The organism is Pseudomonas sp. S2_F03, from assembly GCF_054668335.1.
On record NZ_CP162759.1, the window covers coordinates 918,628 to 941,920 of the forward strand.

The 23,293-nt window shown below is 58.3% G+C and carries 22 protein-coding genes and 6 pseudogenes; 19 read left to right on the forward strand and 9 right to left on the reverse strand.

What is annotated here, in order from left to right:
* Positions 1-212 precede the first annotated feature (212 nt).
* The 5 genes and pseudogenes from AB4N76_RS04380 to AB4N76_RS04400 all read left to right on the forward strand — a co-directional run bounded on the left by AB4N76_RS04380 (position 213) and on the right by AB4N76_RS04400 (position 3,848).
* Positions 213-1,362, forward strand: a pseudogene (locus AB4N76_RS04380) (amine dehydrogenase large subunit).
* 13 nt (positions 1,363-1,375) lie between these two features.
* A complete protein-coding gene (locus tag AB4N76_RS04385) occupies positions 1,376-1,915 on the forward strand; it encodes a MauE/DoxX family redox-associated membrane protein (protein ID WP_223522645.1) in 540 nt (179 codons plus the stop codon).
* A 3-nt stretch (positions 1,916-1,918) separates the two neighbouring features.
* Positions 1,919-2,539, forward strand: a complete 621-nt coding sequence (gene mauD / locus AB4N76_RS04390; protein WP_460164202.1) for a methylamine dehydrogenase accessory protein MauD — start codon at positions 1,919-1,921, stop codon at positions 2,537-2,539.
* A gap of 18 nt (positions 2,540-2,557) precedes the next feature.
* Complete coding sequence (locus tag AB4N76_RS04395) at positions 2,558-3,079, forward strand: methylamine dehydrogenase light chain (RefSeq protein WP_046032699.1); 522 nt, start codon at positions 2,558-2,560, stop codon at positions 3,077-3,079.
* Positions 3,080-3,327: 248 nt separating this feature from the next.
* Positions 3,328-3,848 (forward strand): annotated as a pseudogene (locus AB4N76_RS04400) (cytochrome C).
* Positions 3,849-3,909: 61 nt separating this feature from the next.
* Here AB4N76_RS04400 and AB4N76_RS04405 read toward each other — a convergent pair.
* Positions 3,910-4,179, reverse strand: a complete 270-nt coding sequence (locus AB4N76_RS04405) for a hypothetical protein (RefSeq protein ID WP_460164203.1) — start codon at positions 4,177-4,179, stop codon at positions 3,910-3,912.
* A 140-nt stretch (positions 4,180-4,319) separates the two neighbouring features.
* On the opposite strand from AB4N76_RS04405, the gene AB4N76_RS04410 reads away from it, so the two are divergent.
* The 3 genes and pseudogenes from AB4N76_RS04410 to AB4N76_RS04420 all read left to right on the forward strand — a co-directional run bounded on the left by AB4N76_RS04410 (position 4,320) and on the right by AB4N76_RS04420 (position 6,685).
* Positions 4,320-4,595: a hypothetical protein gene (locus AB4N76_RS04410; RefSeq protein ID WP_460164204.1), complete on the forward strand. Its 276-nt coding sequence runs from the start codon at positions 4,320-4,322 to the stop codon at positions 4,593-4,595.
* Between the two features lie 70 nt (positions 4,596-4,665).
* On the forward strand, positions 4,666-5,349 hold the full coding sequence (locus AB4N76_RS04415; protein ID WP_046032696.1) for a class I SAM-dependent methyltransferase: 684 nt from the start codon (positions 4,666-4,668) through the stop codon (positions 5,347-5,349).
* A 59-nt stretch (positions 5,350-5,408) separates the two neighbouring features.
* A pseudogene (locus AB4N76_RS04420) lies at positions 5,409-6,685 on the forward strand (flavohemoglobin expression-modulating QEGLA motif protein).
* 92 nt (positions 6,686-6,777) lie between these two features.
* Here the strand turns inward: AB4N76_RS04420 and AB4N76_RS04425 are convergent.
* Positions 6,778-7,041, reverse strand: coding sequence for a hypothetical protein (locus AB4N76_RS04425; RefSeq protein WP_046032694.1), 264 nt, complete (start codon positions 7,039-7,041; stop codon positions 6,778-6,780).
* A gap of 506 nt (positions 7,042-7,547) precedes the next feature.
* Between AB4N76_RS04425 and AB4N76_RS04430 the strand changes: the two genes are divergently transcribed.
* The 4 genes from AB4N76_RS04430 (at position 7,548) to AB4N76_RS04445 (ending at position 9,173) form a co-directional block, all read left to right on the forward strand.
* A complete protein-coding gene (locus AB4N76_RS04430; RefSeq protein ID WP_460164205.1) occupies positions 7,548-8,069 on the forward strand; it encodes a DUF2252 family protein in 522 nt (173 codons plus the stop codon).
* A gap of 43 nt (positions 8,070-8,112) precedes the next feature.
* Positions 8,113-8,490, forward strand: a complete 378-nt coding sequence (locus AB4N76_RS04435; protein WP_460164206.1) for a DUF2252 family protein — start codon at positions 8,113-8,115, stop codon at positions 8,488-8,490.
* The gene (locus tag AB4N76_RS04440; protein ID WP_460164207.1) at positions 8,490-8,834 is read left to right on the forward strand and encodes a DUF2252 family protein; all 345 of its coding nucleotides are present in this window, start codon (positions 8,490-8,492) and stop codon (positions 8,832-8,834) included. The genes AB4N76_RS04435 and AB4N76_RS04440 overlap by 1 nt, the downstream gene beginning before the upstream one ends.
* A 165-nt stretch (positions 8,835-8,999) precedes the next feature.
* A complete protein-coding gene (locus tag AB4N76_RS04445) occupies positions 9,000-9,173 on the forward strand; it encodes a DUF2986 domain-containing protein (protein WP_077431725.1) in 174 nt (57 codons plus the stop codon).
* Between the two features lie 126 nt (positions 9,174-9,299).
* Here the strand turns inward: AB4N76_RS04445 and AB4N76_RS04450 are convergent, their stop codons facing one another.
* The 3 genes from AB4N76_RS04450 to AB4N76_RS04460 all read right to left on the reverse strand — a co-directional run bounded on the left by AB4N76_RS04450 (position 9,300) and on the right by AB4N76_RS04460 (position 12,929).
* Positions 9,300-9,998 carry an ion channel gene (locus AB4N76_RS04450; RefSeq protein ID WP_046032693.1) on the reverse strand — a complete coding sequence of 233 codons (699 nt, stop codon included), beginning with the start codon at positions 9,996-9,998 and terminating at the stop codon, positions 9,300-9,302.
* Between the two features lie 680 nt (positions 9,999-10,678).
* Positions 10,679-12,070, reverse strand: coding sequence for an autotransporter outer membrane beta-barrel domain-containing protein (locus AB4N76_RS04455; RefSeq protein WP_460164208.1), 1,392 nt, complete (start codon positions 12,068-12,070; stop codon positions 10,679-10,681).
* Positions 12,042-12,929 carry an autotransporter-associated beta strand repeat-containing protein gene (locus AB4N76_RS04460; RefSeq protein ID WP_460164209.1) on the reverse strand — a complete coding sequence of 296 codons (888 nt, stop codon included), beginning with the start codon at positions 12,927-12,929 and terminating at the stop codon, positions 12,042-12,044. The genes AB4N76_RS04455 and AB4N76_RS04460 overlap by 29 nt, the downstream gene beginning before the upstream one ends.
* Positions 12,930-13,273: 344 nt before the next feature.
* On the opposite strand from AB4N76_RS04460, the gene AB4N76_RS04465 reads away from it, so the two are divergent.
* The 5 genes and pseudogenes from AB4N76_RS04465 (at position 13,274) to AB4N76_RS04485 (ending at position 17,434) form a co-directional block, all read left to right on the forward strand.
* The gene (locus tag AB4N76_RS04465) at positions 13,274-13,855 is read left to right on the forward strand and encodes a hypothetical protein (protein ID WP_109787269.1); all 582 of its coding nucleotides are present in this window, start codon (positions 13,274-13,276) and stop codon (positions 13,853-13,855) included.
* Between the two features lie 119 nt (positions 13,856-13,974).
* A pseudogene (locus AB4N76_RS04470) lies at positions 13,975-14,185 on the forward strand (hypothetical protein).
* Positions 14,186-14,410: 225 nt separating this feature from the next.
* A pseudogene (locus tag AB4N76_RS04475) lies at positions 14,411-15,874 on the forward strand (DUF1254 domain-containing protein).
* A 122-nt stretch (positions 15,875-15,996) separates the two neighbouring features.
* The gene (locus tag AB4N76_RS04480) at positions 15,997-17,190 is read left to right on the forward strand and encodes a DUF1254 domain-containing protein (RefSeq protein ID WP_460164210.1); all 1,194 of its coding nucleotides are present in this window, start codon (positions 15,997-15,999) and stop codon (positions 17,188-17,190) included.
* Positions 17,165-17,434 (forward strand): DUF1214 domain-containing protein, encoded by a 270-nt coding sequence (locus AB4N76_RS04485; protein WP_460164211.1) that lies wholly within the window; start codon positions 17,165-17,167, stop codon positions 17,432-17,434. The genes AB4N76_RS04480 and AB4N76_RS04485 overlap by 26 nt, the downstream gene beginning before the upstream one ends.
* Positions 17,435-17,800: 366 nt before the next feature.
* Here the strand turns inward: AB4N76_RS04485 and AB4N76_RS04490 are convergent, their stop codons facing one another.
* Both AB4N76_RS04490 and AB4N76_RS04495 read right to left on the reverse strand, forming a co-directional pair.
* Positions 17,801-19,087 (reverse strand): autotransporter outer membrane beta-barrel domain-containing protein, encoded by a 1,287-nt coding sequence (locus AB4N76_RS04490; protein ID WP_460164212.1) that lies wholly within the window; start codon positions 19,085-19,087, stop codon positions 17,801-17,803.
* Between the two features lie 76 nt (positions 19,088-19,163).
* A complete protein-coding gene (locus AB4N76_RS04495) occupies positions 19,164-20,885 on the reverse strand; it encodes an autotransporter-associated beta strand repeat-containing protein (protein WP_460164213.1) in 1,722 nt (573 codons plus the stop codon).
* Positions 20,886-21,181: 296 nt separating this feature from the next.
* Between AB4N76_RS04495 and AB4N76_RS04500 the strand changes: the two are divergent.
* Positions 21,182-21,436, forward strand: a pseudogene (locus AB4N76_RS04500) (transposase); the annotation flags it as partial.
* Between the two features lie 373 nt (positions 21,437-21,809).
* Here the strand turns inward: AB4N76_RS04500 and AB4N76_RS04505 are convergent.
* Positions 21,810-22,247: a bleomycin resistance protein gene (locus AB4N76_RS04505; RefSeq protein ID WP_046032687.1), complete on the reverse strand. Its 438-nt coding sequence runs from the start codon at positions 22,245-22,247 to the stop codon at positions 21,810-21,812.
* A gap of 88 nt (positions 22,248-22,335) precedes the next feature.
* Positions 22,336-22,743, reverse strand: a complete 408-nt coding sequence (locus AB4N76_RS04510; RefSeq protein ID WP_046032686.1) for a hypothetical protein — start codon at positions 22,741-22,743, stop codon at positions 22,336-22,338.
* A 148-nt stretch (positions 22,744-22,891) separates the two neighbouring features.
* On the opposite strand from AB4N76_RS04510, the gene AB4N76_RS04515 reads away from it, so the two are divergent.
* Positions 22,892-23,167, forward strand: a complete 276-nt coding sequence (locus tag AB4N76_RS04515) for a hypothetical protein (protein ID WP_077431714.1) — start codon at positions 22,892-22,894, stop codon at positions 23,165-23,167.
* Positions 23,168-23,293: the final 126 nt, after the last annotated feature.

Here is a 23,293-nt window from a genome sequence, read left to right on the forward strand (position 1 = left end):
GCTACAGGTATGCCGCGTTGCAGGCTTCGGCAGAAGCCACAGGTGCGCCGCGTTTGCAGTGCTTTTCGCCGGTTTTCCGCGACTGGCACAGACACACAAACACTTGGCAGCCACAGCAATTCCAGGGGGTTCCCGGCGAGGCAGAATCGAATTGTAAAAATCTGCCCAAGCACCCGCGATCTGCGTGAATAACAATTCAGGGAGTTCCCCTAATGCGAACCAACAGGATCAACGTACAGTCAGCGCTAGGTCTGAGCCTGCTTGTACTCGGCTTGACCAGCGCCCGTGCGGACCTGCCGGCTGACACCATCGGCCAGACCGTTTTGGCGTTTCCGCCAGAAGCTCACCGGGCGTATATCGTCGACGTCGAATTCGACGGTTTCGTGGCTGGCCGCGTCACCGTGGTCGACCCCGACAAAAAACGCATCCTCGGTATGGTGCCGACGGGCTTTGCCGCGCCTTCGACGCTCAGCCGCGACAAGAAAACCCTCTACAGCGCCGACATCTTTTACTCGCGCGGCACCCGCGGCACGCGCACCGATGTGCTGACCGCGTGGGACACGTCGACCCTGGCGCCGGCCTGGGAGCTGTTGATTCCGACCAAGCGGGCCGAATCGCTGACCCAGCGCTTTGGCTTGGGCACCAGCAGCGATGACCGCTTCGTCTACGTCTACAACTTCACGCCGTCGACGTCGGTGACCGTGGTCGACACCCAGACCAAGTCGGTCGCCGGTGAACTGGCGATTCCGGGCTGCGTGCTCAACTACCCGGTCGGCGCTCGTCGCTTCGCTTCGCTGTGCGGCGATGGCAGTTTGCAGGTGATCACGCTGAACGATCAGGGCCAGGAAACCGCGCGCAGCCGCACGCCGTTCTTCGACCCGAATGCTGAAAAGCTCATCGAGCGCGCGGTAAACGTCGGCGATACGTACTACTTCACCACCACGACCGGCACCGTTCGCCCGGTGGATTTCTCGGCCGATGCGCCAAAGATCCTGCCGTCGTGGTCGTTGACCACCGACGCGGAAGAAGAAAGCCGGTTGGGCGCCAGGTGGCTGGCAGTTGATGGCCGTGGCGCCGAAGCTCGACCGTTTGTACGTGCTGATGCATGACGCGCACGAACCGATGAAGTGGGAAGACCCGAGCCCGCTGATCTGGGCGTTCGACCTCAAGACCCACAAAAAAGTGGCGACGCTGGAAGCGCCGGCGCCGGTCTGGAGCATGCAAGCCACTGGCGATGACAAGCCGCTGTTGCTGGGCGCCGACGTCGAGGGCGGTTTGCAGATTTTTGATCTGAAGACCAACAAGCTCACCGCCAGCATGCCAAAAGTCGCCAAAACCGCGACTCAGGTCATGAGCTACTAAACGAGGTTCGGCCATGCTTTTAGATCCGATCTTCATCATTGCCTGCGCCCTCACCATTGCGGTGTTGCTGGCCAGTGCCGCGACGCACAAGGTGCGCGCTCCGGCACGCTTTGCCAAACAGTTGGCGGACTACCAACTGCTACCCGACGCGCTGGTGCGTCCCGTTGCCCGTGTGATCCCGGTGGTAGAACTGGCGATCGCGTTTGCGCTGCTGGTGCCGGTCAGCCGGCATTGGGCAGCGTTGACGGCAGCCAGCCTGATTGCGCTGTACGCCGCCGCCATTGGCATCAACCTGTGGCGCGGTCGCCGCGACATCGACTGCGGCTGTGCCGGTCCGGACCAGGCGCAACCGCTGCGCCCGGTCCTGCTGCTGCGCAACAGCGTGCTGGTGGGGTTGGCGCTGTTGGCCAGCACCCTGCCGATGGCTCGCGACCTTGGTTTTTTTGATGGCTTCGTCACCGTTGCCGCCAGCGCCGTTGCGCTGCTCCTGTACGCCGCAGCCGATGGCTTGCTGGCGAACGCCCCTCTTCTGCTCAAACTGATTGGTAGGTGATCAATGGAAGGCTTAATTGTTTCCAACGTTTTGCTCTGGATTCTGCTCGCGGCCGTGGCGTTTGCCGTCATGGGCCTGGTGCGTCAGATTGGTGTCCTGCACGGCCGCCTGGCTCCGGCCGGGGCGCTGATGATGGACAAAGGCGTGGCGGTCAGCGAAGCCGCGCCGCAAGTCACCGCGTCCGACCGTAACGGTCGCCCGGTGAACTTCGGTTATGCCGGCGAAAAGAATCAGCTGCTGTTCTTCCTCTCGCCGACCTGCCCGATCTGCAAATCGCTGTTGCCGGCGATCAAGTCCATTGCCAAGGAGCAGGCTGATCGCCTGGACGTGGTGTTTATCAGTGACGGCGACATGGACGCCCAGCAAAAGCTGATCCGCGAACACAAACTGGAAGACGCCACCTACGTGGTCGGGCCGGAAGTCGGCATGACCTATCAGATCGGCAAGCTCCCTTACGCCGCCCTGATCGATAAGTCCGGCACTCTGCGTGCCAAAGGCTTGGTCAATTCCCGCGAGCACCTGGACAGCCTGTTCGAAGTCGAGCACCTGAAAAAGTCCACGCTGCAGGAATACCTCAACAGCCAGCCGCACCCACACGACCACAGCCACGGCCATAGCCACTGATTAAGGCAGGGAGATTTTATGAAACTGCTAGACCTGCTGTTCGAGCGCTCGACACGTCGAGTGGCCGACACCACCTCACGCCGCAAACTGTTGTCGCGCATGGGTTCCTTGATGGTCGCCGGTGCCGCACTGCCACTACTGTTGCCGCTGGACCGCACCAGCAAAGCCCTGGCCGCCGATAACCCGAAGGCCGGTGACCCGGGCGATCCGAACAGCTGCGACTACTGGCGTTACTGCTCCATCGACGGCTTTCTGTGCAGCTGCTGCGGCGGATCGGTAACGTCCTGCCCGCCGGGCACCGAAGCCTCGCAAGTGACCTGGATCGGCACCTGCCGCAACCCGGCGGACGGCAAGGACTACATCATTTCGTACAACGACTGCTGCGGTAAGCAAAGCTGCGCCCAGTGCGCCTGCACCCGTAACGACAGTGAAGAACCGGCTTATCGCCCGTTCAACAACAACGATGTGAACTGGTGCCTGGCCGCCAAATCGCACATCTACCACTGCACCGTTTCGGTCATCCGTGGCGTCGCCGTTTAACGCGCATTGCCGTCGGTTGCTCACGCAATCGACGGCTTTTTACTGCCCAACGCAATCCCTGTAGCAGCTGGCAAAGCCTGCGTCAGCCGGTCCGCGCTCGGGCAAAGCAGTCGTAAACCCTGTGAACAAGGTCTTCCTGAAAAACCGTGTGCGCTGATTTTACGGCTGCTGCGCCCGAGCGCGGACCGGCCGACGCAGGCTTCGCCAGCTGCTACATAAACGTGTGTTTTACCGTAGAGGTGCTTGTCATGCGTAAGTTGCTCTTTCTCGGTCTGGTCTGTGTCATGAGCGCCCCGCTCGCCTATGCCCGTGCCATTCCCGACCCGGCGCAGCGACATGCGCCGGGCAACGAAGCACCGCAAAAACCCATCGCAGAGGCCGGCTACGGCGTTGGCGTGAATTACCAGCTGCAATGCGCTGGTTGCCACTTGGGCAACGGCATGGGCTCGGCCGCCAATGACACGCCTCGGCTCACCGGATTTGTCGGCAACTTTCTGAAGGTGCCGGGGGCCGAGAGTTTCTGGTGCGTGTGCCCGGCATGTCGCAATCGGCACTGAACAATGCGCAGTTGGCCGATCTACTCAACTGGTTGATGCGCGAAGACGGCCTGGCGGGCAAAAGCACGCCAGCAAACTACCAGCCTTACAGCGCGGAGGAAGTTGCGGAGTTACGCCACAAAGCCATGCTGAACCTGCCGGGCACACGGGCAGAGTTGATCAAGGAAATGCGCGCGCAAGGGATCGCGATCGAAGATGGAATGAGCAATTGAGTCGCCCGACCGCCACCCCCTCTTGAGGCCATTTACGCCATTTTAGACGCTTTAATTGCTATCACTCATTCAGCGGCCAACCGTCTTCTAGACTCATCGAATCAGGCGGAGCCCCGCTCCATACGCCATCCCCTATGTTGATGAAAAACAAGGAAAAGCTAACCTTGAAAGCTTCAACAGTGTGCCTTGCGTTCAGCGTGCTCTTTTCGGCCATGGTTTCTGCCAACGGGGTTATTCCTGTCATCGATCTCGATTTCACAAGGTCAGCTGACCAAACGCTGAAAAAACTGAACATCAACGACGCTTGCATTATTGCGGCGGCGACTCCCATGACGTTCACCTACTGCCGGGAAGGCTCGTTAACACTCTGGAAGTATCAGGCGCTGGACATGGAACAACAGCCGATCATCCACACTGGCGCCCAGCAGTCCCCAATGGCCTTAGGGCGAATCAGCGTTGTGGAAGTCGAGAGTGCTGCCTGCCTTCACGAATACCAGTCAGACCTCAAACCGGTTGTCACTCGCCGGATTGTCGCTGAGCCTGATCGCTCTGTTTCTGCTGATCGGTTCGCGATACGCCTACAAGGTCATCGCCCAACGCCGCTCCCAACAGTCGGCGTATTCGGAGCCCTTCTGGCAACAATCGACCGAGTCCGAGCCCGCGCACCATGCCATTGAAAAAGCAGTGGGAGCCTTTGCCATCGCTGCGGTGCTGGCACTCGTTTATGGTTGCTGCAGCGTCATTTAACCGGCCCTGGCTCCCGCGCCACCGGCATGTGTCCTATCCTTGCATCAAACCCATCGATGCGAACAATGAAATGCCCGATCCCGAATCCACCCTCCTCCAGAGTTGGCACCACAACGCCCGCGCCTGGATCGAAGCCATTCGCAGCGGCACCCTCGCAAGCCGCGTTCAGGTCACCGACCAGGCCATGGTGCTGGCGGTTCTGGGCCGCCAGCCCGAACGCGTGCTCGACCTGGGCTGTGGCGAGGGCTGGTTGTTGCGGGCGCTGACTGAACGAGGCATCACCGCGGTCGGCGTGGATGGCGATGCGACGCTGGTGGAGGCCGCGCGGGCGGCGAGCGCTTCGCCAGTGTATTTGGCGAGTTATGCAGATCTGGTGGAGGCGAAGGTGGACGTCGGCCGCGACTACGATCTGATCTGCGCCAACTTCGCCCTGCTGCATCAGGACATCATTGCGCTGCTTGCCGCCATGAACGCACTGCTCGCCCCCGGCGGCGCGCTGGTGATCCAGACGTTGCATCCATGGAGCGTCGCGGCGGGCGACTATCAGGATGGCTGGCGCGAAGAAACCTTTGCCGGGTTCAACGGGCAATGGCAACCCATGCCGTGGTATTTGCGGACCTTGTCCAGTTGGTTCAATGCGTTGGACATGGCCGGTTTTTGCCTGGCCGCGCTGCAAGAGCCGCAGCACCCGCAAAGTCCTGTTCCGCAGTCGTTGTTGTTGGTGGCCGAGAAACGCAGTGACCACAATAAATGATTCCGGGACGACAACGACTAAGCTTTAGCGACTGAACCTCGCCTCTCAAGGAGACGTCCATGAGCGCCGCGCCCCTGTCCGAACTCGATGCAGCCCTGCCCTGCCTGGCGCGCAAGATCCGCGTGCTGGATGCGCTGTCCTGGCCGGATGGCGTCGAGGAAAGCTTCCTGGCGCATTGGCGCGGCGGACGGGCAAAACTGCCCGTCGTCGAATTGCACCCGCGCGACCACAGCTCCGACATTGCGGCCCTGGAAGATTTTGTCAGCCGTTGCGACCTGGGGCATCCGGCCGGGAATCACCTGGCCATGACCGCGCAAAGCTATGCCACGGCCGGCCGCCTGTTGGGCGCCATAGGCACTCCCGCGTTTACTCAGTATTCATCAGCGCTGTACCGGCGGCCGGATTTCTACTACCCACGCCTGAACCTGAGCATGCTCGACGCGGCCCACTTTTTCCTCAAGACCACTGACGCCCTGCTGGGCAATGCCCGAATTCCAGCGAGCCAGGCCGACATCCCGGCCGAGGCTTTCGCCGCCTGGATGCAGCCGGAACTGGACCGGTTTTTCGGCCCGGGCCGGATCACGGTGGTGCTCGATTCGAGTCTGGCCGCCAAGGCCATCGCCGGCTCAAGCCGCATCCGCCTGCGTACCAGTGCTCTGTTTAGCGAATTGGACAAGCATCAGCTTTTGCAGCATGAGGCCTTCGTGCATGTCGCCACGGCCCAAAACGGCGCGCTCCAACCCAACCTTCGAAGCCTGGGCCTGGGAGCACCACGTACAACCCAGACTCAAGAGGGCATCGCCACGCTGGCCGAACTGTTCACCGGCAGCATGGACATCAACCGCTTGCGGCGCCTCGCCCTGCGCGTGCTCGCGGTTCAGCAAGCGCTGGATGGCGCCGATTTTATCCAGGTATTCGAAGGTTTTCTGGCGGCCGGGCAATCCAAGAGGAGTCTTTCCGTTCCACCCAACGGATTTTCCGGGGCGCCAACCTGCAGGGCGGCTCGGCGTTTACCAAGGATGCCGCTTACTTGACCGGATTGATCGGGGTCCACACGCTGTTGCGCATTGCCATCCGCGACAACCGTCCGGAACTGGTGAGCCACTTGTTTGCGGGGCGCCTCACTCTGGGTGACACCGTGCGTCTGGCGCCACTGTTCGAATCCGGCTGGCTTCAGGGCCCCACCCATCTTCCGGCCTGGGCCAGCGACCTGCGCCTGCTCGCCGCCAACCTGGCCTTCTCGGCGTTTATCTCCCGAATCAAGCTGGATGTGCTCGATCTGGAGGTGCTCATGGCCTTTGCAGACGAGCACGAAGTCAACGCCAGCGCCCAGTGATCGCGGTAGCTACAGACCTGCTCGGCATTCAATGGCCGGCAGGATCAACCTTCTCAGCCCCCCAGCGATGCTCGGGGGCATGATCCAGATTATTAATATTTGATGTCACGCGCAGTGTCGCGCGTGTCCTGCTTGGTGTCGCGCTTGTCCTGGCGGCAATCAGGACGACTCTTTTCATCGCCAGACTTGCAGGCTTGCTTGGTTTCCCGGGCAGTGTCGCGCCCTTCCTGCTTGGTGTCGCGCGAATCCCGGCGCTGGTCAGCCTGGTCGGTCGCGTAGGCCAGCGTCGGCGCCCAGCAACTGCCCGCAGCAATGGCCAGCGTGACCAACACAGGCAAATAACGTTTGCGAATCATGATGTTCCTCCTTCCAGAGTCATCGATCCCGTTGTGCCCCAATCACTCATCGCACAGGGCGGACGGGAGCTGTTGTAGCGTGCAAACCGAAACACTCCTCACGGGGTGGAATTTAACGATAGACGACGTAGGCGGCCCTACAAGGAAGCGGGTTTCCGCTGGTCGGTGAGCGCAGGAATAACTGTCAGAAGTACCCGCTGTAACAACCACCTCATTTCTACAGGCGCCGGTTTTACCAGCTGCTACGCTTCAAACAAATAGCCTTTTAGCGCTTTCCTGGACACCGGTGCACGCGCGCTCTGTGGGCTGATGGAACAGTCGCATTACCAGATCCTGTGCCCGCGCAAGTTTGACTTCGTTGAGCAAAGGAGTGGACATGCCCCCCGCAAAAGCAGGCCTGCCAGCAGCCTGGCAAGGCCATCGGAAGAACACCGGTGACGAGTCAATCTTTCTCTCGCGCAAGGAGCGTCTGTACGCGGGTGAGCAATTACGCGAGCGTCTGCCACATGCGGTTCCACTCCGTCTGGAAACCACCGAGCAAACACCGCGACCCCATAGAGCTTCTCGAAGAGTCCAACCGCTATCGACTGCCCAACCTGGTGCCACTGCGCTACGGGCGCATGTTGCGCAGTCCCTTCACCTTTTTGCGCGGTTCTGCAGGTTTGATGGCCCATGACCTGGCCACGATCCCGACCACTGGCATTGAGGTGCAGGCCTGCGGGGATTGCCACCTGATGAACTTCGGGTTGTTCGCGACACCCGAGCGCAATCTGATTTTTGACATCAACGATTTCGACGAAACACTCCCCGGCCCCTGGGAGTGGGATGTGAAACGCCTGGCGATCAGTTTTACCGTGGCCGCACGCGACAACCGACTCAGCGACAAAGACGCTCGGGCCATTGCTGCCAAATGCGTTTGTGCCTACCGCGAAGGCCTGCGCAAATTTTCGAAAATGGGCCGCTGGAGGTCTGGTATGACTGCCTGGATGCCCAAGCGATCATCGATATGGCGCCCAATGCTGAAATAAAGAAAACTCGTGAGCAGGTGGTCTGCCAAGGCCAAGACGCGTCTTGGCGATTACCTTTTCAAAAATTAGCAGCGAAGTGGGTGGGCGTCGACGGCTGATCGATCAACCGCCCTTACTGTTCCATGTGTATGAAAAAGGCTTCAACCAGCGCGTCCGTTTGGCACTGCTGGATTATCGCTTGTCACTGCCCCATGAACGACGCGTGCTTTTCGATCGTTACCGCCTCGAGGACATTGCAGTCAAAGCGGTCGGGATCGGCAGCGTCGGCACCTATTGTTTCGTCGGCCTGTTCTTTTCCGCGGAAAACCACCCTTTGCTCCTGCAATTCAAGGAAGCCTGCCCCTCGGTACTGGCGCCCTATGCCGGCAAGAGCGAGTACGAGAACCAAGGGCAACGGCGTGGTCACGGGAGCAACGGTTGATGCAGTCTTCCAGCGACATTTTTCTGGGCTGGACACGCGGTAAAAACGACCGGCATTTTTTTGTACGCCAGTTACGAGACATGAAAATGTCAGCGCCCATTGAAGGCATGTCCGCCGCACGGATGAAAATGTATGCCGAGTGGTGCGGTCACCACCTGGCGCGTGCCCACGCCAAATCCGGGGATGCGGCACTGATCAGTGGTTACTTGGGCAAGACGGACTCCTTCGACCAGGTCATCGGCAAATTTGCCATCGCCTATGCCAATCAGAATGCGAAAGATCATGCCGCGCTTATCGCTGCAGAAAAATCAGGGCGGATTAATGCACTTCGAGAAGAGGAGTGATGAAGCCGATCCGTTGCGTTGTTTTACCTCGTGCGCTTGAGTTGCCGACGCGGCCAGTCCATATCGCAAGGTGTGTAACGTTATGCACTCGGTGCGCGCCACGGGAGTCTGGCCCAATACCTTAAGCTGATATCATTCAAACATTTACGAGCCGAGTTGAAAAAGATGAACCGCCAGAAAAAAATAAAGCAGTTATTGAAGGCCCACGCCAAAAAGGCCAGCGCCAAACTGGCACCACGAAACACCTCTAAATACATCAGTAAAGCGGACCGATTGAAGCTTGCGGCTGAGTCCGGTCAAGACGTCATCATTTCCTCTGAGAGCGGCTCTCAAGGCTGATATCGGCCCCTCACTGGAGCTGTAAATGCGTTCTTTTTTACCCACCAGGGTTTGTTTGCCGCCGGTGGTGACGGGCTGAAACCGGCCATTTGCATTCGGTCGGAGGTGGCTCAGGCAAATCGAGAGTCACTTCATCTGATTCGATGGATAAAGACCGGCAAGCCGCGCAATCACAACACCAACGTAAAAGACGCCTGAAAACTCTTCGACCATCACAAGTGAGCGGGCGTGGTTAGTCAACGGGATAACATCACCGTAACCGGTGGTTGTGAGCGTCGTGAGGCTAAAATAAATCAGCTTGAAGAAAGTGCCGGGCTGTACGAAATCGAGGTGACCAGGGCCGAATGAGCCAGCGTTGGATATCTCGACCAGGGCATAAACGAAGGACCAAACGAAGGCCAGCATGATGTACCCCGCAAGCGCGCCATGCAGTTTGTCGGCTGTAATTGGCCCGCGCTTGAGAATATAGCTAAGCACTGCGCTAAACGAGACGGCAAGAGACGCCGCATAAGATATTCCGGCGAGGTTAAGAATGGCGATGCTCTCAGCCCACAAAGCGGCCCATTGAAGGCCAACCCCAAGCAATGCCAGGCCCAGTTTGAGGATGAACCCTTGCCGAGTCTGCCTGGTGGCGAAAGCACCCACGAGCAGCACGATGGAAAACAGAATGCCGAGCAACGTGCGAGCAAACGTGCCCTCCTCAAGGAAGGGAAACACAAGGATCAACCCTAGTAAGAGCAGCAATAGATAGGTGCAGGGCCCTAGCCCTATAACCATCTGAGCTAAATCCTCCTCAGGTTCGGTTTTATCTTGCGGACTTGTCATACCGGTTTCCCAGAGGCTGAAATAGCGCTCGTGTCCTGACGTTGTACCGTTGAAACAGGACCTGATTTTAGAATCTGGTTTTAGAATAGTCGGCAGTGAAACTCTAGTCGCGAGATGCATAGGAGAGGATTCAGCCTGACAGACAACTCTGAGTCGGTTTCTGTCCTTCGCGACGGGCAAAAAACGGCCAAAGGCGGACACGTCGGCCTGGTTTGCGTCACAAAATAATTCGAGATTATTAGAATGCCGGTTGAGTGCAAAAGGTGCGGTCAAGGTTCAGTCCAAGCTATGCGTATCCGTTCTACGAATATCTTGCTGTGGGTCTGCGAGGAGTGTGAAGCGACATGGAAAAGCCAAGAGGAAGTCAACGTCGGTAAGTTTGAAGACTACGGAACGCTAATGAGGGGAATCGGGCGCAGCATTTTGTGGTCGGAGCTAGTGCCCCAGTAAAAAGCGCGCAACATTCGCTTTATACTTTCTGCGAACCGTCCGCTTGGGGTCGTTTTCTGCCCCTCGTGACAGGCAGAAATCGGCCAATAGCGGCCCGTCGAAGATATCCCTGTAACGTTCATTGAGGCTCGCAATGAACGCTACGTGAACAATGCCAAACGACGAGTGCTTATCAGCCGCTATCGATCGTACGCTCCGTTTGCCGGCAAACCTGCATAGATGGAAGGGTATTAGAACGTTACCCGTAACAACCCCACAAGGCCGTTCTCATGAGCGTCGCTGGCTAATTGGCCGTTGTAGATCAGACTCAGGTTGGTACTCGGGGTCAGCGCCGCTTCCATCCCCAGATTCACGATGGTCACGTCCTCGGCCAACGGTACGCCGGGTATCGAGAATGTGTTTGCTGAGCGGGCGAACGATTGTGTGTCGACAGGTTCGAGATCGCCAAATGTATGGCGCCAGCCCAACCCGCCTTTCACCCTCATGGGCACGTTATTGGCGAGGAAGGCGTAGCTGGGCCGTATTCCCAATGTGCTGTACGTCACATCGTTGTCGCTGCTGTCCACGGAGAGTGCAGCAGGCCCACCGTGTTCGGTGAACCCATCGGCGCTCACCTTCACCCACGCGAGGTCGGCATAGGGCTCGAGTATCATCGGCCCCACATTGAACCTGTATCCGACATCGCTGAAGACCTGGCCGGTATTGGCCGAGTAGTCGGCGTGAGGGGAGTCACTGAAATCGCCGAAGTTCACGGTCCGGCGCGTATCGATTTCGTTGAACGTGTAGCTGGTGCCCGCCTTGAGCGACCACGGCCCGAGCAGCGTACCGACGTACGCGCCAACGGTGTAATTATCGCCATCGGCCGAACTGTAGCGCGCGTCCACATTGGACCGTGTGTAGCCGAACAAAACGCCCAGTGTGGTGGTGTCGGTGATGCGCGAGTCGATCCCCAGAAACGTCCCGCCGGTATCAACCGATAGGTCACCTTGTTCGCGGTGTGCGCCGACACCTTGTATCCATGCGGTCAGGTTCGAAGCCAGTTGCACCGTATTGTCCGCAGCATGGTGGGGGGTGACCGGCGCCCCCAATGGCGTGTCGAGACGGTCAAAGACCGCGTCCCGCACGAAGTGGCTGTCCTCCAGCATCACGGTCATGAGCGATGGGTTGATCTGACCCGACAATTGATCGAGAGCGACCCGGATTTCGCCCACGGTGGGCAACAGGATTATCCCGCCGAGGATCGGGTTGTCTGGCGGTAACTCATCCACGGCGCCCCCTGTTGATTCTTGAGGTGGGGTGATCGCTATCGGGGGGTCTGGTGTGCCCCCCGGTGGCGGGATGACGATCGGGTGTTCAGGTGTGCCGCCAATAGGTACCTGATTGCGGGCGACGAGGAAGTAGGCATTGTTCTGGTCGTAGGTGAGGCTGACGGTCGACAGCGGCAGCTGTCGGGTCGGGTAATTGAACGTGCCGTTGACGCCACCGTCAGCGGTGAGGATCGCGTACCGCTGGTTCACCACCGGGATAAAGCCGTTGAGTAAGGTGGTGGCGTCGGCATTGTTCAGCGTAGCGACGCCGGTGGCGTGAATCAGGTCATGCGCGCCGGAGGGGTTGAAGTCCACGATGTAATTGGCCGTGGGGGCGGTGGTCAGGCTCCCCGGCAATATTGAGGGTGCCGGTTGTGTCGCGGGCGGGGCCCGGTGAAACAAAACCGCCGACGGTGGTTTGCGGCAGTATGCCGGTGCCGCCGAGGAAGGTTCCCTGGTTGGTTATCAACTGACTGGAGGTTGCGATTGAGCCATTGATGAACAGGAATCCGGCGTTCAGGTTTGTCGCCCCTGTGTAGGTATTACTGGCATTGAGCGTGACAAGCCCGCCGGAACCGCCGTCACCGTCCAGGGCAAAAGAGCCGGAGCCACTGATCACACCATTCAAGGTGAAACCGGTATCGACAGCTTGTATGAGTGTGGCGTTTCCGGTCAGGGTTACTGGGCGATTTGTCGCGAAAGTCTGCTTGGTTCTCAGTGTGCCGTTACCAATGGTCAACGTCCCGCCAGGGGCCCCAAGATTACTGTCGGTGTTGATTGAGAGAGTGCCGGCGTTGATGGTGGTGCCACCCGTGTACGTGTTGTCCCCGGTCAGCACCAGCGTCCCGCCGGCGCCGTTCTGAATGACACCCCCGATCCCGCCGAGGTTGTTATTGATAGTGATCAGCTCGGGGGAATTGACGATCAGGCCGGGGCCGTCGAAAGCAACCGGAAGCCCGGATATCGCGTAATCGTGGCCTTTGTTGCCGCTGTCTACGAATTCCCAGGATGAGGGGTTGACTGGGAGGTCCACGGAAATACTGTCATTGCCGACGTTGGTGAATGATGCGATGTCACCCTGATTTTCAGGGACCCCTTGCGGCGTCCAGGACTCCGGGCACGTATAACAACTAGCCCCCGCCCAAGTGAACGTCTCGGCGAGTACCGGTGACACCTGCGTCAATCCGACCGTGAGCACCAGGATAGGTGAGGTATCGTGTCACGCTGCTCACCTCTGGGACAGGGCGGCTGATTGCGTCATCCGCAGTGCAGTAAGTCGCCAGTTAGTCGCGTCGGCCTCCTTGACGAGAAGGCAGTGAAGAGATTAGACAAGGTTTCCCGAATTCACGAGCCGGATCCTTAGGCGATGCCTGGAACCGCAAAAGTACCTGGTCGAAATTCGCGCCCAGGATAACTTCCCAATGCAAATGCAAATGCAAATGCAAAGGCCAATGCCGGAGTGCCACTTTTCCACTGCTATGCTGATAGCATCTTTTTCCTTCACTAGAGACGAGCAGCATGGCAGCAGAAGGCAAGCATTCCCTGCTCACTTTCAAGGTTATGGCCGGCTCGGCTGGAGGCGTCCTTGTCGCTTGGGCTGCCACAAAGCTGCTCGACACTTACTTCGAGCTGACGTTGCTGGCCGTTATCAAGGGCTGGCTGCTACGTGCGTGGAACTGGCTTCTGTTAGAAACGCCCATGCCGAACTGGTCGCTGCTGATGTTTATCGCGGCGCTGATCAGCACTCTGGCTGTAGCAATTTACTACTACCGCACCACTGACGGAGCTTGTGGCGAGCTACATGAGATAGAGCGAAAAATTTACAAAGCGAACAACCCTCAGTTTCCACAGCTGACAGAGAACCAAACACTGTTGATGGAAGCGTTGGCCTATCATGCAAACTTCAGAAAAATTGCAAACTTAGACTCGGTTTGCAAACTTGTGTCACTCAGCAAGTTGGAAGTTGAAGAAGGGCTTAAGCAACTCCAGGTCAAACGTCTTGTTAAGCAAAAAGTGACACGGGGTACGTTCGGCGCCACCATTTTTGAACTTACCTTGGCAGGCAAGGACTATGCGTTAGAGCGACTTGAACTAACGTAGTAAAGAAACACAGGACGCGCCCTGAAGGCACTCTTGAGTGACAGAATTCACCCGGCGGGGACACCTCGTTCCTTCCAATATCTCTCCTGCCAAGCTGATGTCTTCATGGAAAAATCGCGATGCCAAACTCAGACCTGCTCCCTTCCCTGCTGTTCAAGATCAACGAAAACCAACTTTGCACTCGAAGCCGCCATCATGGAGCTTTCAAACTGGGTCGAGCTACAGGGTGCGGCTGATGTCGCCGACAACGTGCGCTGCGCTCTTGAAGCCATCGACAAGAATGAAGAGTTCATCAAGATAACGCTCGCGTTGATGATGACGCCGGAGTAACGGCATTCGCAGGCCACTGTCGCTCGCTACGTCCGCAATGGACTTTTAAAATCGCGCCAGCGCTATGACAAATCGCGACATAGCGAGCATTCAGCTATTGAGGTGCCGGTTGAATCCAGCCAATAGCAGGCATGTAAACAGACCCAAATCATGACTCGGTAAAGATGAGCTATCTTGTCGGCGACTCACCGCCATCAGGTGATCGCCATCAAGTAAGGATGCTTTATGAATCGCCCCCCCTATCGCCACGCCCTCTTTGCACTGGGTTCATCACGACACTCTCCACTGCAGCTTTGTTGGCCACTCAGAGCTACGCCGCCGAGGCCTACCTTCGTCGGGCCTGTAGCCGGCACCAAGGTGACTGAGCCGTACGTGCGCATGATGGCGCGTGAGGCGTACTTCTGGGGTTGGCCGATGGCCAATATCTTCAACCGTCGCCAGGCCTTCAAAGACCTTCCCGAGCCGGGTTTGATGGGCGGCATTGTGCCAGTGGCACCGATCAATCAGCTGTCGCTGTTGAGCGACTACATCGACCCCGCCGAGCGGCTGGTGGCGTGTCCCAATCAAGACGTCGTGTACGGCGCCGGCAGCATTGCCCTGGACCTTGAGCCCGTGGTGCTGCAAGTGCCGGATTTCGGCAGTCGGTTTTGGGTGTATCAGGTGGTTGATCTGCGCTCGGACAGCTTCGCCGAGCTGGGCAAAATGTACGGCACTCAACCTGGCTTCTACTTGCTGGTCGGGCCGGACTGGAATGGCAAGGTCCCGGCCGGCATTACCAAAGTGTTTCGTGCGCGCACCAACACCGGTTTCGTGATTCCCCGCGTGTTCCAGGACGACACCGCCGCCGACCGCCAGACCGTGCAACCGGCGCTGGCCGGGATCGACATGTACCCGTTGTCCAAGTACGACGGCAAGGTCAAAAAACGTGACTGGGCCAAGCTGCCGAAATTTCCCGCCCAAGCGCAAGGCAACGCCGAAACCAAGTGGGTGATGCCAGAGAAGTTCTTCGACGAACTGCCTGCCCTTCTCAAAGATGCCAAGCCATTGCCGGGTGAAGAAGCCCGTTATGCGCAAATGGCCGCCCTGAGTGCTATCGCCAACGCAGATCCGCAGCTCAAGGCAGCGATGATCGACGAGGCGAAAAAAGCCGACAGCGAAGTAATCGATCCGCTGTTGCAGTTCCGCAACTACGGCCTGCAATTGCCGGATCACTGGAGTACCGTCAGTAACGGCGCGGCGTTCGGTACCGACTATTTCACCCGCACGGCCGTGGCACGCTCGAACATTTTCGTTAACCAGCAGAAAGAGACCAAATACTTCTATCAGGATCTGGATCAGGCAGGCGCGCGTCTCAATGGTCAGAACGGCTACAGCGTGACCTTCGCCAAAGACAAGCTGCCCCCGGTCAAAGGCTTCTGGTCGCTGACGCTGTACAACGAACAACACTTTTTCGCGCCCAATGACCTGAAGCGTTATTCCATCGGCACCAAGAACAAATCCCTGCAAGCCAACGCCGACGGCTCGCTGACGATTTATGTGCAGAGCGAATCGCCGGGCAAGGACAAGGAAAGCAACTGGCTGCCTTCGCCCAAAGATGCGGACTACTCGTTGTATATCCGTGCCTATTGGCCAGAGCCCGCCGCACTGAATGGCCAGTGGGTTCCGCCAGCCGTAGTCAAAGCCGATTAATCAGAACAGGACGTCAATCATGAGTACCTCAGGTAAAACCCTGACTGCCTTGACCCTGGGCATTGCAATCAGCATCAGCGCCCAGGCCGCCACGCACTACGAGCAACTGGCCGATCTGCCGTTTGCCGTTTGCCGTTTGCCGTTTGCCGTTTGCCGTTTGCCGTTTGCCGTTTGCCGGCGGCTATCCAACACTCGACGGTGTGGCGCAACTGAAAAACGAGCTGTTGTTCCAGCGCGCCGTGCAGTCTTACATCTGGGCCTTGCCCGCGCTGAACATGTACGCCATGAAAGAAGGCTCGGAGAAAACCTTCGGCGCGGGCTACAACGTGTTGCCGATCTGGAAAGACCGACTCAATGCCAGGACACTCGTGACCACGCCGAACTCCGACGTGATCTATGCCATGGGCTATCTCGACCTGAAGCAGGAAGGTCCGATGGTGATCGAGGTTCCGCCGGGCTTGCAGGGCATTCTCGACGATTTTTTCCAGCGCCCGATTTGCTCCGAGGGCCCGATTGAAGGTCGCCAGTGGTGCGGCGATGTCGGCTTGCCCGGACCGGACAAGGGCAAGGGCGCCAAGTACCTGGTATTGCCACCGGACTTCAAAGGTGAAGTGCCGCCCGGTTACCTGACTTACCGCTCGCGCACCTATGGCGTGTTCGTGTTCTGGCGCGGGTTCTTCAAGGATCCGAAGCAGCTTGAGGGGCCAGTGAAGGTCATGGAACAGACGCGCATCTATCCGCTGGGTAAAAAAGCCACGGCCAAGGCAATGGTGTTCCCGAACGCTTCGAAAACTCCGGTCAACATGCTCTACCCTACCGATGGCAGCGCATTCGACATGCTCTCGCGCTTTATCGACCACGAATACGTCGACCCGCAAGACATGGAAATGCGCGGCATGCTCGCCGCCCTGGGCATCGTCAAGGGCAAACCGTTCCAGCCTGACTCGGCAACGCGGGAGCTGCTCGACAAGGCCGCGAAAACCGCCAGCAAGATCGGCCACGCCATTTCCTATACCCCGCAGACCATTGTCACCGGTGGCACCTGGTATCCGGATCGCAAGTGGCTGAATGTATTCCCCGGCAACGCCACTTTTACTGCCGACACTTTCAACTACATCGACCCGCGCACAGGCTTCTTCACCAACGCCTATTCGGCGAGCCCAGGCATGGCGGTGAACATGGAGAACGTCGGGGCCAAGTACCCGGCGACGTTCGTCGATGCCAAAGGGGAATTCCTGTCGGGCAGCAACGTTTACACGCTGAACTTGCCAAAAAGGCATTCCGGCGGCGTTGTTCTGGTCGGTCACGGCCTATGACTCGGTGACCGCCTCCGGTCTGGATAACGGGCAACCCTTCCCATCGCTGAACACCATGGACAAACCAGTGGCCAACGCCGACGGCTCGATCGACGTCCACTTCGGCCCCGAGTCACCGGGGGCTGGAAAAAGCTGGATTCGGACTCTGCCTGACAAGGGCTTCTTCGTCATCCTGCGTTTGTACGGCCCGACCAAGGCGTTCTTCGATAAAGCCTGGAAACCTGGCGATTTGCAGAAAAAGTAACGAGAGACACCGCCAGGCGATATGAGCACATCAGAGTGCTCATATCGCCGTGGGGTGAGTTTGACGGAACGATGTTTTACCGCCGGTCAGTGGTAGCGATGGGGGTGGATTCAACCGGTCGATTCAACACTTATGGCCACTGTCCTGACTGTTTGTTTGCAGCTCTTTGCCCGAGGCTGTCACAGCCATTAGCTGCCATTCGTGACAGACCGCCATCGGCCAATAGCAGCCCGTCGAAGATTTTCATGTGGTGGTAATTGAGGCTCGCAATGAACGCTACGTGACGAGGCCAGACGTTGAGCGCTCATCAGCCGTTGTCGATCACTCGCTCCACCTGCCGGCCAACCTGCACACTTGGGAGGCTAATTAGAACGTTACCCGCAACAACCCCACGAGACCGTTCTCATGCGCGTCGCTGGCTAACTGGCCACTGTAGATCAGGCTCAGGTTGGTACTCGGTGTCAGGGCGGCTTCTACCCCCAAATTGACGACCGTCACGTCCTCGGCCAGCGGTAAACCGGGGATCGCGAATGTATTTGTGGTCCGGGCGAATGCGTTTTTGTCGGAGGGTTCGAGGTCACCGAACGTGTGGCGCCAGCCCAACCCGCCCTTCACTCTCATGGGCATCTCGTTGGCGACAAATGTGTAGCTGGGCCGTATTCCCAATGTGCTGTACGTCACGTCGTTGTCGCTGCTGTCCACTGTGAGAGCGGCAGGCCCACCGTGTTCGGTAAACCCATCGGCGTTCACCTTCACCCATGCGAGGTCGGCATAGGGCTCCAGCACCACGGGCCCCGCGTTCAATCTGTACCCGACATCGCTGAAAACCTGAGTGGTATTGGCTGAGTAATCGGCGTGAGGGGAGTCACTGAAATCGCCGAAGTTCACGGTCCGGCGCGTATCGATCTCGTTGAATGTGTAGCTGGTGCCGGCCTTGAGCGACCACGGCCCGAGCAGCGTCCCGACGTACGCGCCCACGGTGTAATTGTCGCCATCGGCCGAGCCGTAGCGCGCGTCTGCATTGGACCGCGTGTAGCCGAACAAAACGCCCAGTGTTGTCGTATCAGTGATGCGCGAGTCAAACCCCAGGAACGTCCCGCCGGTGTCAACCGATAGGTCACCTTGTTCGCGGTGTGCGCCGACACCTTGTATCCATGCGGTCAGGTTCGAAGCCAGTTGCACCGTATTGTCCGCTGCATGGTGGGGGGTGACCGGCGCCCCCAATGGCGTGTCGAGACGGTCAAAGACCGCGTCCCGCACGAAGTGGCTGTCCTCCAGCATCACGGTCATGAGCGATGGGTTGATCTGACCCGACAATTGATCGAGAGCAACCCGGATTTCACCCACGGTGGGCAACAGGATGATCCCGCCGAGGATCGGGTTGTCCGGCGGTAACTCATCCACGGCGCCCCCTGTTGATTCTTGAGGTGGGGTGATCGCTATCGGGGGGTCTGGTGTGCCCCCCGGTGGCGGGATGATGATCGGGTGTTCGGGTGTGCCGCCAATAGGTACCTGATTGCGGGCGACGAGGAAGTAGGCATTGTTCTGGTCGTAGGTGAGGCTGACGGTCGACAGCGGCAGCTCTCGGGTCGGGTAATTGAACGTGCCGTTGACGCCACCGTCAGCGGTGAGGATCGCGTACCGCTGGTTCACCACCGGGATAAAGCCGTTGAGTAAGGTGGTGGCGTCGGCATTGTTCAGCGTAGCGACGCCGGTGGCGTGAATCAGGTCATGCGCGCCGGAGGTTGAAGTCCACGATGTAATTGGCCGTGGGGGCGGTGGTCAGGCTCCCGGCAATATTGAGGGTGCCGGTTGTGTCGCGGGCCGGTCCCGGTGAAACGATACCGCCGACAGTGGTTTGCGGCAGCGTACCCGTGCCACCGAGGAAGGTTCCCGGGTTGGTTATCAACTGACTGGAGGTTGCGATTGAGCCATTGATGAACAGGAATCCGCGGTTCAGGTTTGTCGCCCCCGTGTAGGTGTTGCCGGCATTCAGGGTGACAAGCCCGCCGGAACCGCCATCACCGTCCAGGGCCAAAGAGCCGGAGCCACTGATCACACCATTCAAGGTGAAACCGGTATCGACAGCTTGTATGAGTGTGGCGTTTGCGGTCAGGGTTACTGGGCGATTTGTCGCGAACGTCTGCTTGGTGATGAGTGTGCCGTTACCAATGGTCAACGACCCGCCTGGGGCCCCAAGATTGCTGTCGCTGTCGACTGAGACAGTGCCGGCGTTGATGGTGGTGCCCCCGCCATAGGTGTTGACCTCACTCAATACAAGCGTGCCGTCACCTGCCTTGGTCAATGCGCCGTTGCCGGAGATCACGCCGCCATAGTTCAACGTTGTGCCGGACTGCGTCTCGAATGTGCCTCCACCCGCACCGAGATTCGCTTGCCGGGTGGTCGAAATGTCAGCTGTGGTGCTCAAGGCGCCTGAGTCAAAGGACAGTGCTCCCGAAGTAGCCCCAAGGTTCGCATCACTGGCGATCTGCAGCACGCCGCCACCAAGGGTGGTACCGCCTGAGTAAGAGTTGTTGGCGCTGAGCACGGTGGTGCCGCTTAAGGCGACGACCTGGCCAGCACCTGCAATCAGGGGAGCAAAAGTATAGGCGCCGCTGGTATCGGTATGGTTGAACACGATACGCCCCGCGCCGGCACCAAAGGTCACGGGCCCTATCGTCGACAAGGTGCCCGGCGCGACGGGGGACGCACCTTGGGCAGCGCCGATGGTGAGCACGCCACTGGAGCCCGCGTCCTGTGCAATGGCTACACGCGGTGCGATGGCCCGACCGCCGTCGGCCAACGTGAGGCTGCCGGCGCCGCCGATGCCGACCGTCAAGGTATCGGTGTTGGTCCAGGTCGAGCCCGAACCGGTTACCACTACATCACCGATCGAATTCGGGTTGCGCGCAATGCGGCCGCCGTCGTTGTTGACGGTGGCACCAGCACTAATAGTCAAGTGGCCTTGACCGCTGAAGCCCACATCCATCTCACCGGGCATTTGCATGCTGGTCCCGGAGCCCGTGACCGTCACCTCACCCACACCCCGTGTATTGGTGCCGATGCGGGTGCCGAAGATGGCAAACATTCTCACCAGGCCGCCATCGGAAATCAGCAGGGTTCCATGGCCCGACTGACCGACCTGGAATTCGCCATTGAGGTTGTCCCAAGTGGAACGGACGCCAGCGGAATCCACGCCAGTAACCGTGGCCGACCCCACGCTGCCCAGCAATGCTCCCAGGCTTCCGGCCGGCGTGCTGCCAGGAGTCCTACTCACCACGTTTCCGCCGTTTTGGATGATCAGGTTGCCCTGGCCGGCGAAACCGATGATGAGTTGCTCCCCTACGATCCAGGGGCTCGGTTGGGTGGTGCTCGGCACCGTGACCGTCTCGCCGCCATCGATCACGACTGGCTGGGCGTACGCCGTCTTCTGCGCAAGAACAGCCAGCATGCTTATTGCAACAGTGGGTAGCCATCGCGATGTACACGCGAAGCGGGACGGGCGGACGGGCGAGAGCATTTGCTGTTACCTCAGCATGTCGTTCACCATTGAGCTCCGTCGAGCCCCGTTTCACCCTCAACTCCTCCGGCAACGCGTCTCCCTCTCCATCGTTGGCAACGGAAACAGAAACCTGGCGTTGCCTTCCTCAAGGCTCGAATGTGTTGGAGGGCACCGAATCTTGCCTCGCTGCTTGTATCTAGAATTGCAGCCTATGATGCAGCGTAGTACATCTATTCGAGTGTTAGTACATCAGCGATACCAATCCTGTGCGCGTAGTCGACGTCTTCGTCGGGTTTTGAAAGGGTCATTCCAGCAGATACTGGCCGACCTGCTTACCCTCTCGCGATCCTGATGAAGATCTACATCTACGACTGGCTCAACCGCATTCAATTGAGTCGGCGGTTGGAACAAAAATCACAACGCAATGTCGAGCTGATGTGGCCCACCGGCTGTTTAAACCATTCGCCAACTTCGGAAAAGACAACAGCAAGACCATCCGAGACGCCAAGCTGCCGCCGTTCCGCTTTACCGGCACGCTCGACAAGCTGACCATCACGCTGGAGACGCCTAAGCTGATTGCTGAAGAATGGGGTGCTTTTCGATCAAAAAATGCAACAGGTCAAGAGCGCGGCGCGGTAGTCCCTGTCTCTCGCTGGCAAATCGCGCGGGGCGTTTCTGCATGGGGGACGGTCCGCGTAAAGTAATTCGGGGCTAGCCAAGAGGCCGCACCATCGCTACTGCAGCTCAAGGAGGAGCTAGTAGTCGTTTTTCCACTGGCCGCTTCGGGTTGTTTGCTGCCCGTCACGACAGGCAGAAAACGACCAGAAATGAACATTAAAATCCTCAGCCCTCACGCTACGCGACATCATGCTCTCAGGCTGTTACATGATGCTCGACCGCCCTGATTCCCAAGCTTTGAGTGAACCGCAATAGATAGCCATCTGGATCAAGTACCAGGAAATTAAGCTCACCGTGCAGGCGCTCGTTATCTCGGTACCAGCACTCTTGAATGGGTCTGCGCAATTCAATACCGGCCTCTTCGAGGGCTCTAGCCAACGCTTTGGAGTCAGAACACTGAATCGACAGATTCATTCCTCGGCCATAGGGTGCCATTAGAGGGCCAACGCGCCATGGAGATGCTTGCAGATCATCTTGTTCCAGCATCAATTGGCTGCCTTGAAAAGACAAAAAGGTGAATTTGTCTTCAGGCCTTTCGTATTCAACCTGGAAACCCAGAACCTGGCAGTAAAACGCCAGGCTTCGTTGCAAGTCAGAGACGATCATCTCTGGCACCAACATGTTCATCTTCATGAACGGACTCCTTGTCGTTGATAAAACCCCTTCAAGCATCGAGACGGCTCGTCCCTGCTTTTTCCAACTGCCCGGTTTGGCTCGTCATTCACTGAAACGTCAGCTTCTCTATCAGCGAGGCGACGTCCTTCGCTCCAAAACAGCGAAATTTGACGCTGCCGGCATCGGTGTCCAGACGGACGATCTTCGTCACAAACCCGCCTTCAACGCTGACTTTTCGGACCCATGCCAGCGGGAGCTCAATGTCCAGCGTGCCATCCTGAACGAGGCGGTTCATGGCATTGGCGTTCAAGCGAACCACGGTTGGGGTCACCTCCAGTTTCCCGCCCACCCACAACCCACCGTATGCTTCCTTGAATGCTTCCAGCACCCCGGCCAACACGTCCACATCACCACTCTCGGCGACGGCGTACACATCGCTGACGTTGGCGTAATTCACCTCGACGTCGGCCACCAGAAAATTGACCAGCTTGGACTTCAGAATCTTTTCGGCCATCGCGACAACTCCATCAGTTGAGTAGCAATCCATAAAATCACGCAAACACTACCATCAAGGAGTGTGAATGCCATTGTTCTCGCAACGGATTGATTTTGCGGGTCGAGATTGATTGAATGCTGGGCTTTTCGATAAGGAAGTCCCGCGCATGAACCTGAAAAAACTTGAAAAACCGGTCAACAGGTTTGGATTCATTCTGTTCTGTTTGTCTTTAGGGCTTTGCCTGATCGCCTTTTTGATTACTTACAGAACACACCATTCGTTGGACGCTTACTGGCTTGGCCATTTGGTACTCGACGAGTCCCATGACTGGCAGCAAACCGTGTTCAAGTTTGGCCTGGCTGGCGTTGTCATTGGGTCTACCTTGGCCTGGAACTATCTGGACAACCTGAAACGACTCTATAAATGGGTCAGGAGCGCTTGAAGACAGCGCTGCGAAGCAATCCAGGTCTGCCGATTTCAGTCTCCGATTACGCCGAGGCCCACTCGATCGCCTGCAACGTTCCTGTTCAGTTGGCCTCCCCATCTGACTGAACGCCAGCAGGCGCAG

What these genes read in the sequence shown, in the direction of transcription:
- AB4N76_RS04405 (WP_460164203.1), bottom strand. Translation starts at nt 4,179, where the DNA reads ATGGGAGTCGCCGCCGCAATAATGCAAGCGTCGTTGATGTTCAGTTTT.
- AB4N76_RS04415 (WP_046032696.1), top strand. Translation starts at nt 4,666, where the DNA reads ATGCCCGATCCCGAATCCACCCTCCTCCAGAGTTGGCACCACAACGCC.
- AB4N76_RS04395 (WP_046032699.1), top strand. Translation starts at nt 2,558, where the DNA reads ATGAAACTGCTAGACCTGCTGTTCGAGCGCTCGACACGTCGAGTGGCC.
- AB4N76_RS04425 (WP_046032694.1), bottom strand. Translation starts at nt 7,041, where the DNA reads ATGATTCGCAAACGTTATTTGCCTGTGTTGGTCACGCTGGCCATTGCT.
- AB4N76_RS04515 (WP_077431714.1), top strand. Translation starts at nt 22,892, where the DNA reads ATGAACCTGAAAAAACTTGAAAAACCGGTCAACAGGTTTGGATTCATT.
- AB4N76_RS04440 (WP_460164207.1), top strand. Translation starts at nt 8,490, where the DNA reads ATGCAGTCTTCCAGCGACATTTTTCTGGGCTGGACACGCGGTAAAAAC.
- AB4N76_RS04465 (WP_109787269.1), top strand. Translation starts at nt 13,274, where the DNA reads ATGGCAGCAGAAGGCAAGCATTCCCTGCTCACTTTCAAGGTTATGGCC.
- AB4N76_RS04445 (WP_077431725.1), top strand. Translation starts at nt 9,000, where the DNA reads ATGAACCGCCAGAAAAAAATAAAGCAGTTATTGAAGGCCCACGCCAAA.
- mauD (WP_460164202.1), top strand. Translation starts at nt 1,919, where the DNA reads ATGGAAGGCTTAATTGTTTCCAACGTTTTGCTCTGGATTCTGCTCGCG.
- AB4N76_RS04510 (WP_046032686.1), bottom strand. Translation starts at nt 22,743, where the DNA reads ATGGCCGAAAAGATTCTGAAGTCCAAGCTGGTCAATTTTCTGGTGGCC.
- AB4N76_RS04450 (WP_046032693.1), bottom strand. Translation starts at nt 9,998, where the DNA reads ATGACAAGTCCGCAAGATAAAACCGAACCTGAGGAGGATTTAGCTCAG.
- AB4N76_RS04505 (WP_046032687.1), bottom strand. Translation starts at nt 22,247, where the DNA reads ATGAAGATGAACATGTTGGTGCCAGAGATGATCGTCTCTGACTTGCAA.
- AB4N76_RS04430 (WP_460164205.1), top strand. Translation starts at nt 7,548, where the DNA reads ATGCGGTTCCACTCCGTCTGGAAACCACCGAGCAAACACCGCGACCCC.
- AB4N76_RS04385 (WP_223522645.1), top strand. Translation starts at nt 1,376, where the DNA reads ATGCTTTTAGATCCGATCTTCATCATTGCCTGCGCCCTCACCATTGCG.
- AB4N76_RS04495 (WP_460164213.1), bottom strand. Translation starts at nt 20,885, where the DNA reads ATGCTGGCTGTTCTTGCGCAGAAGACGGCGTACGCCCAGCCAGTCGTG.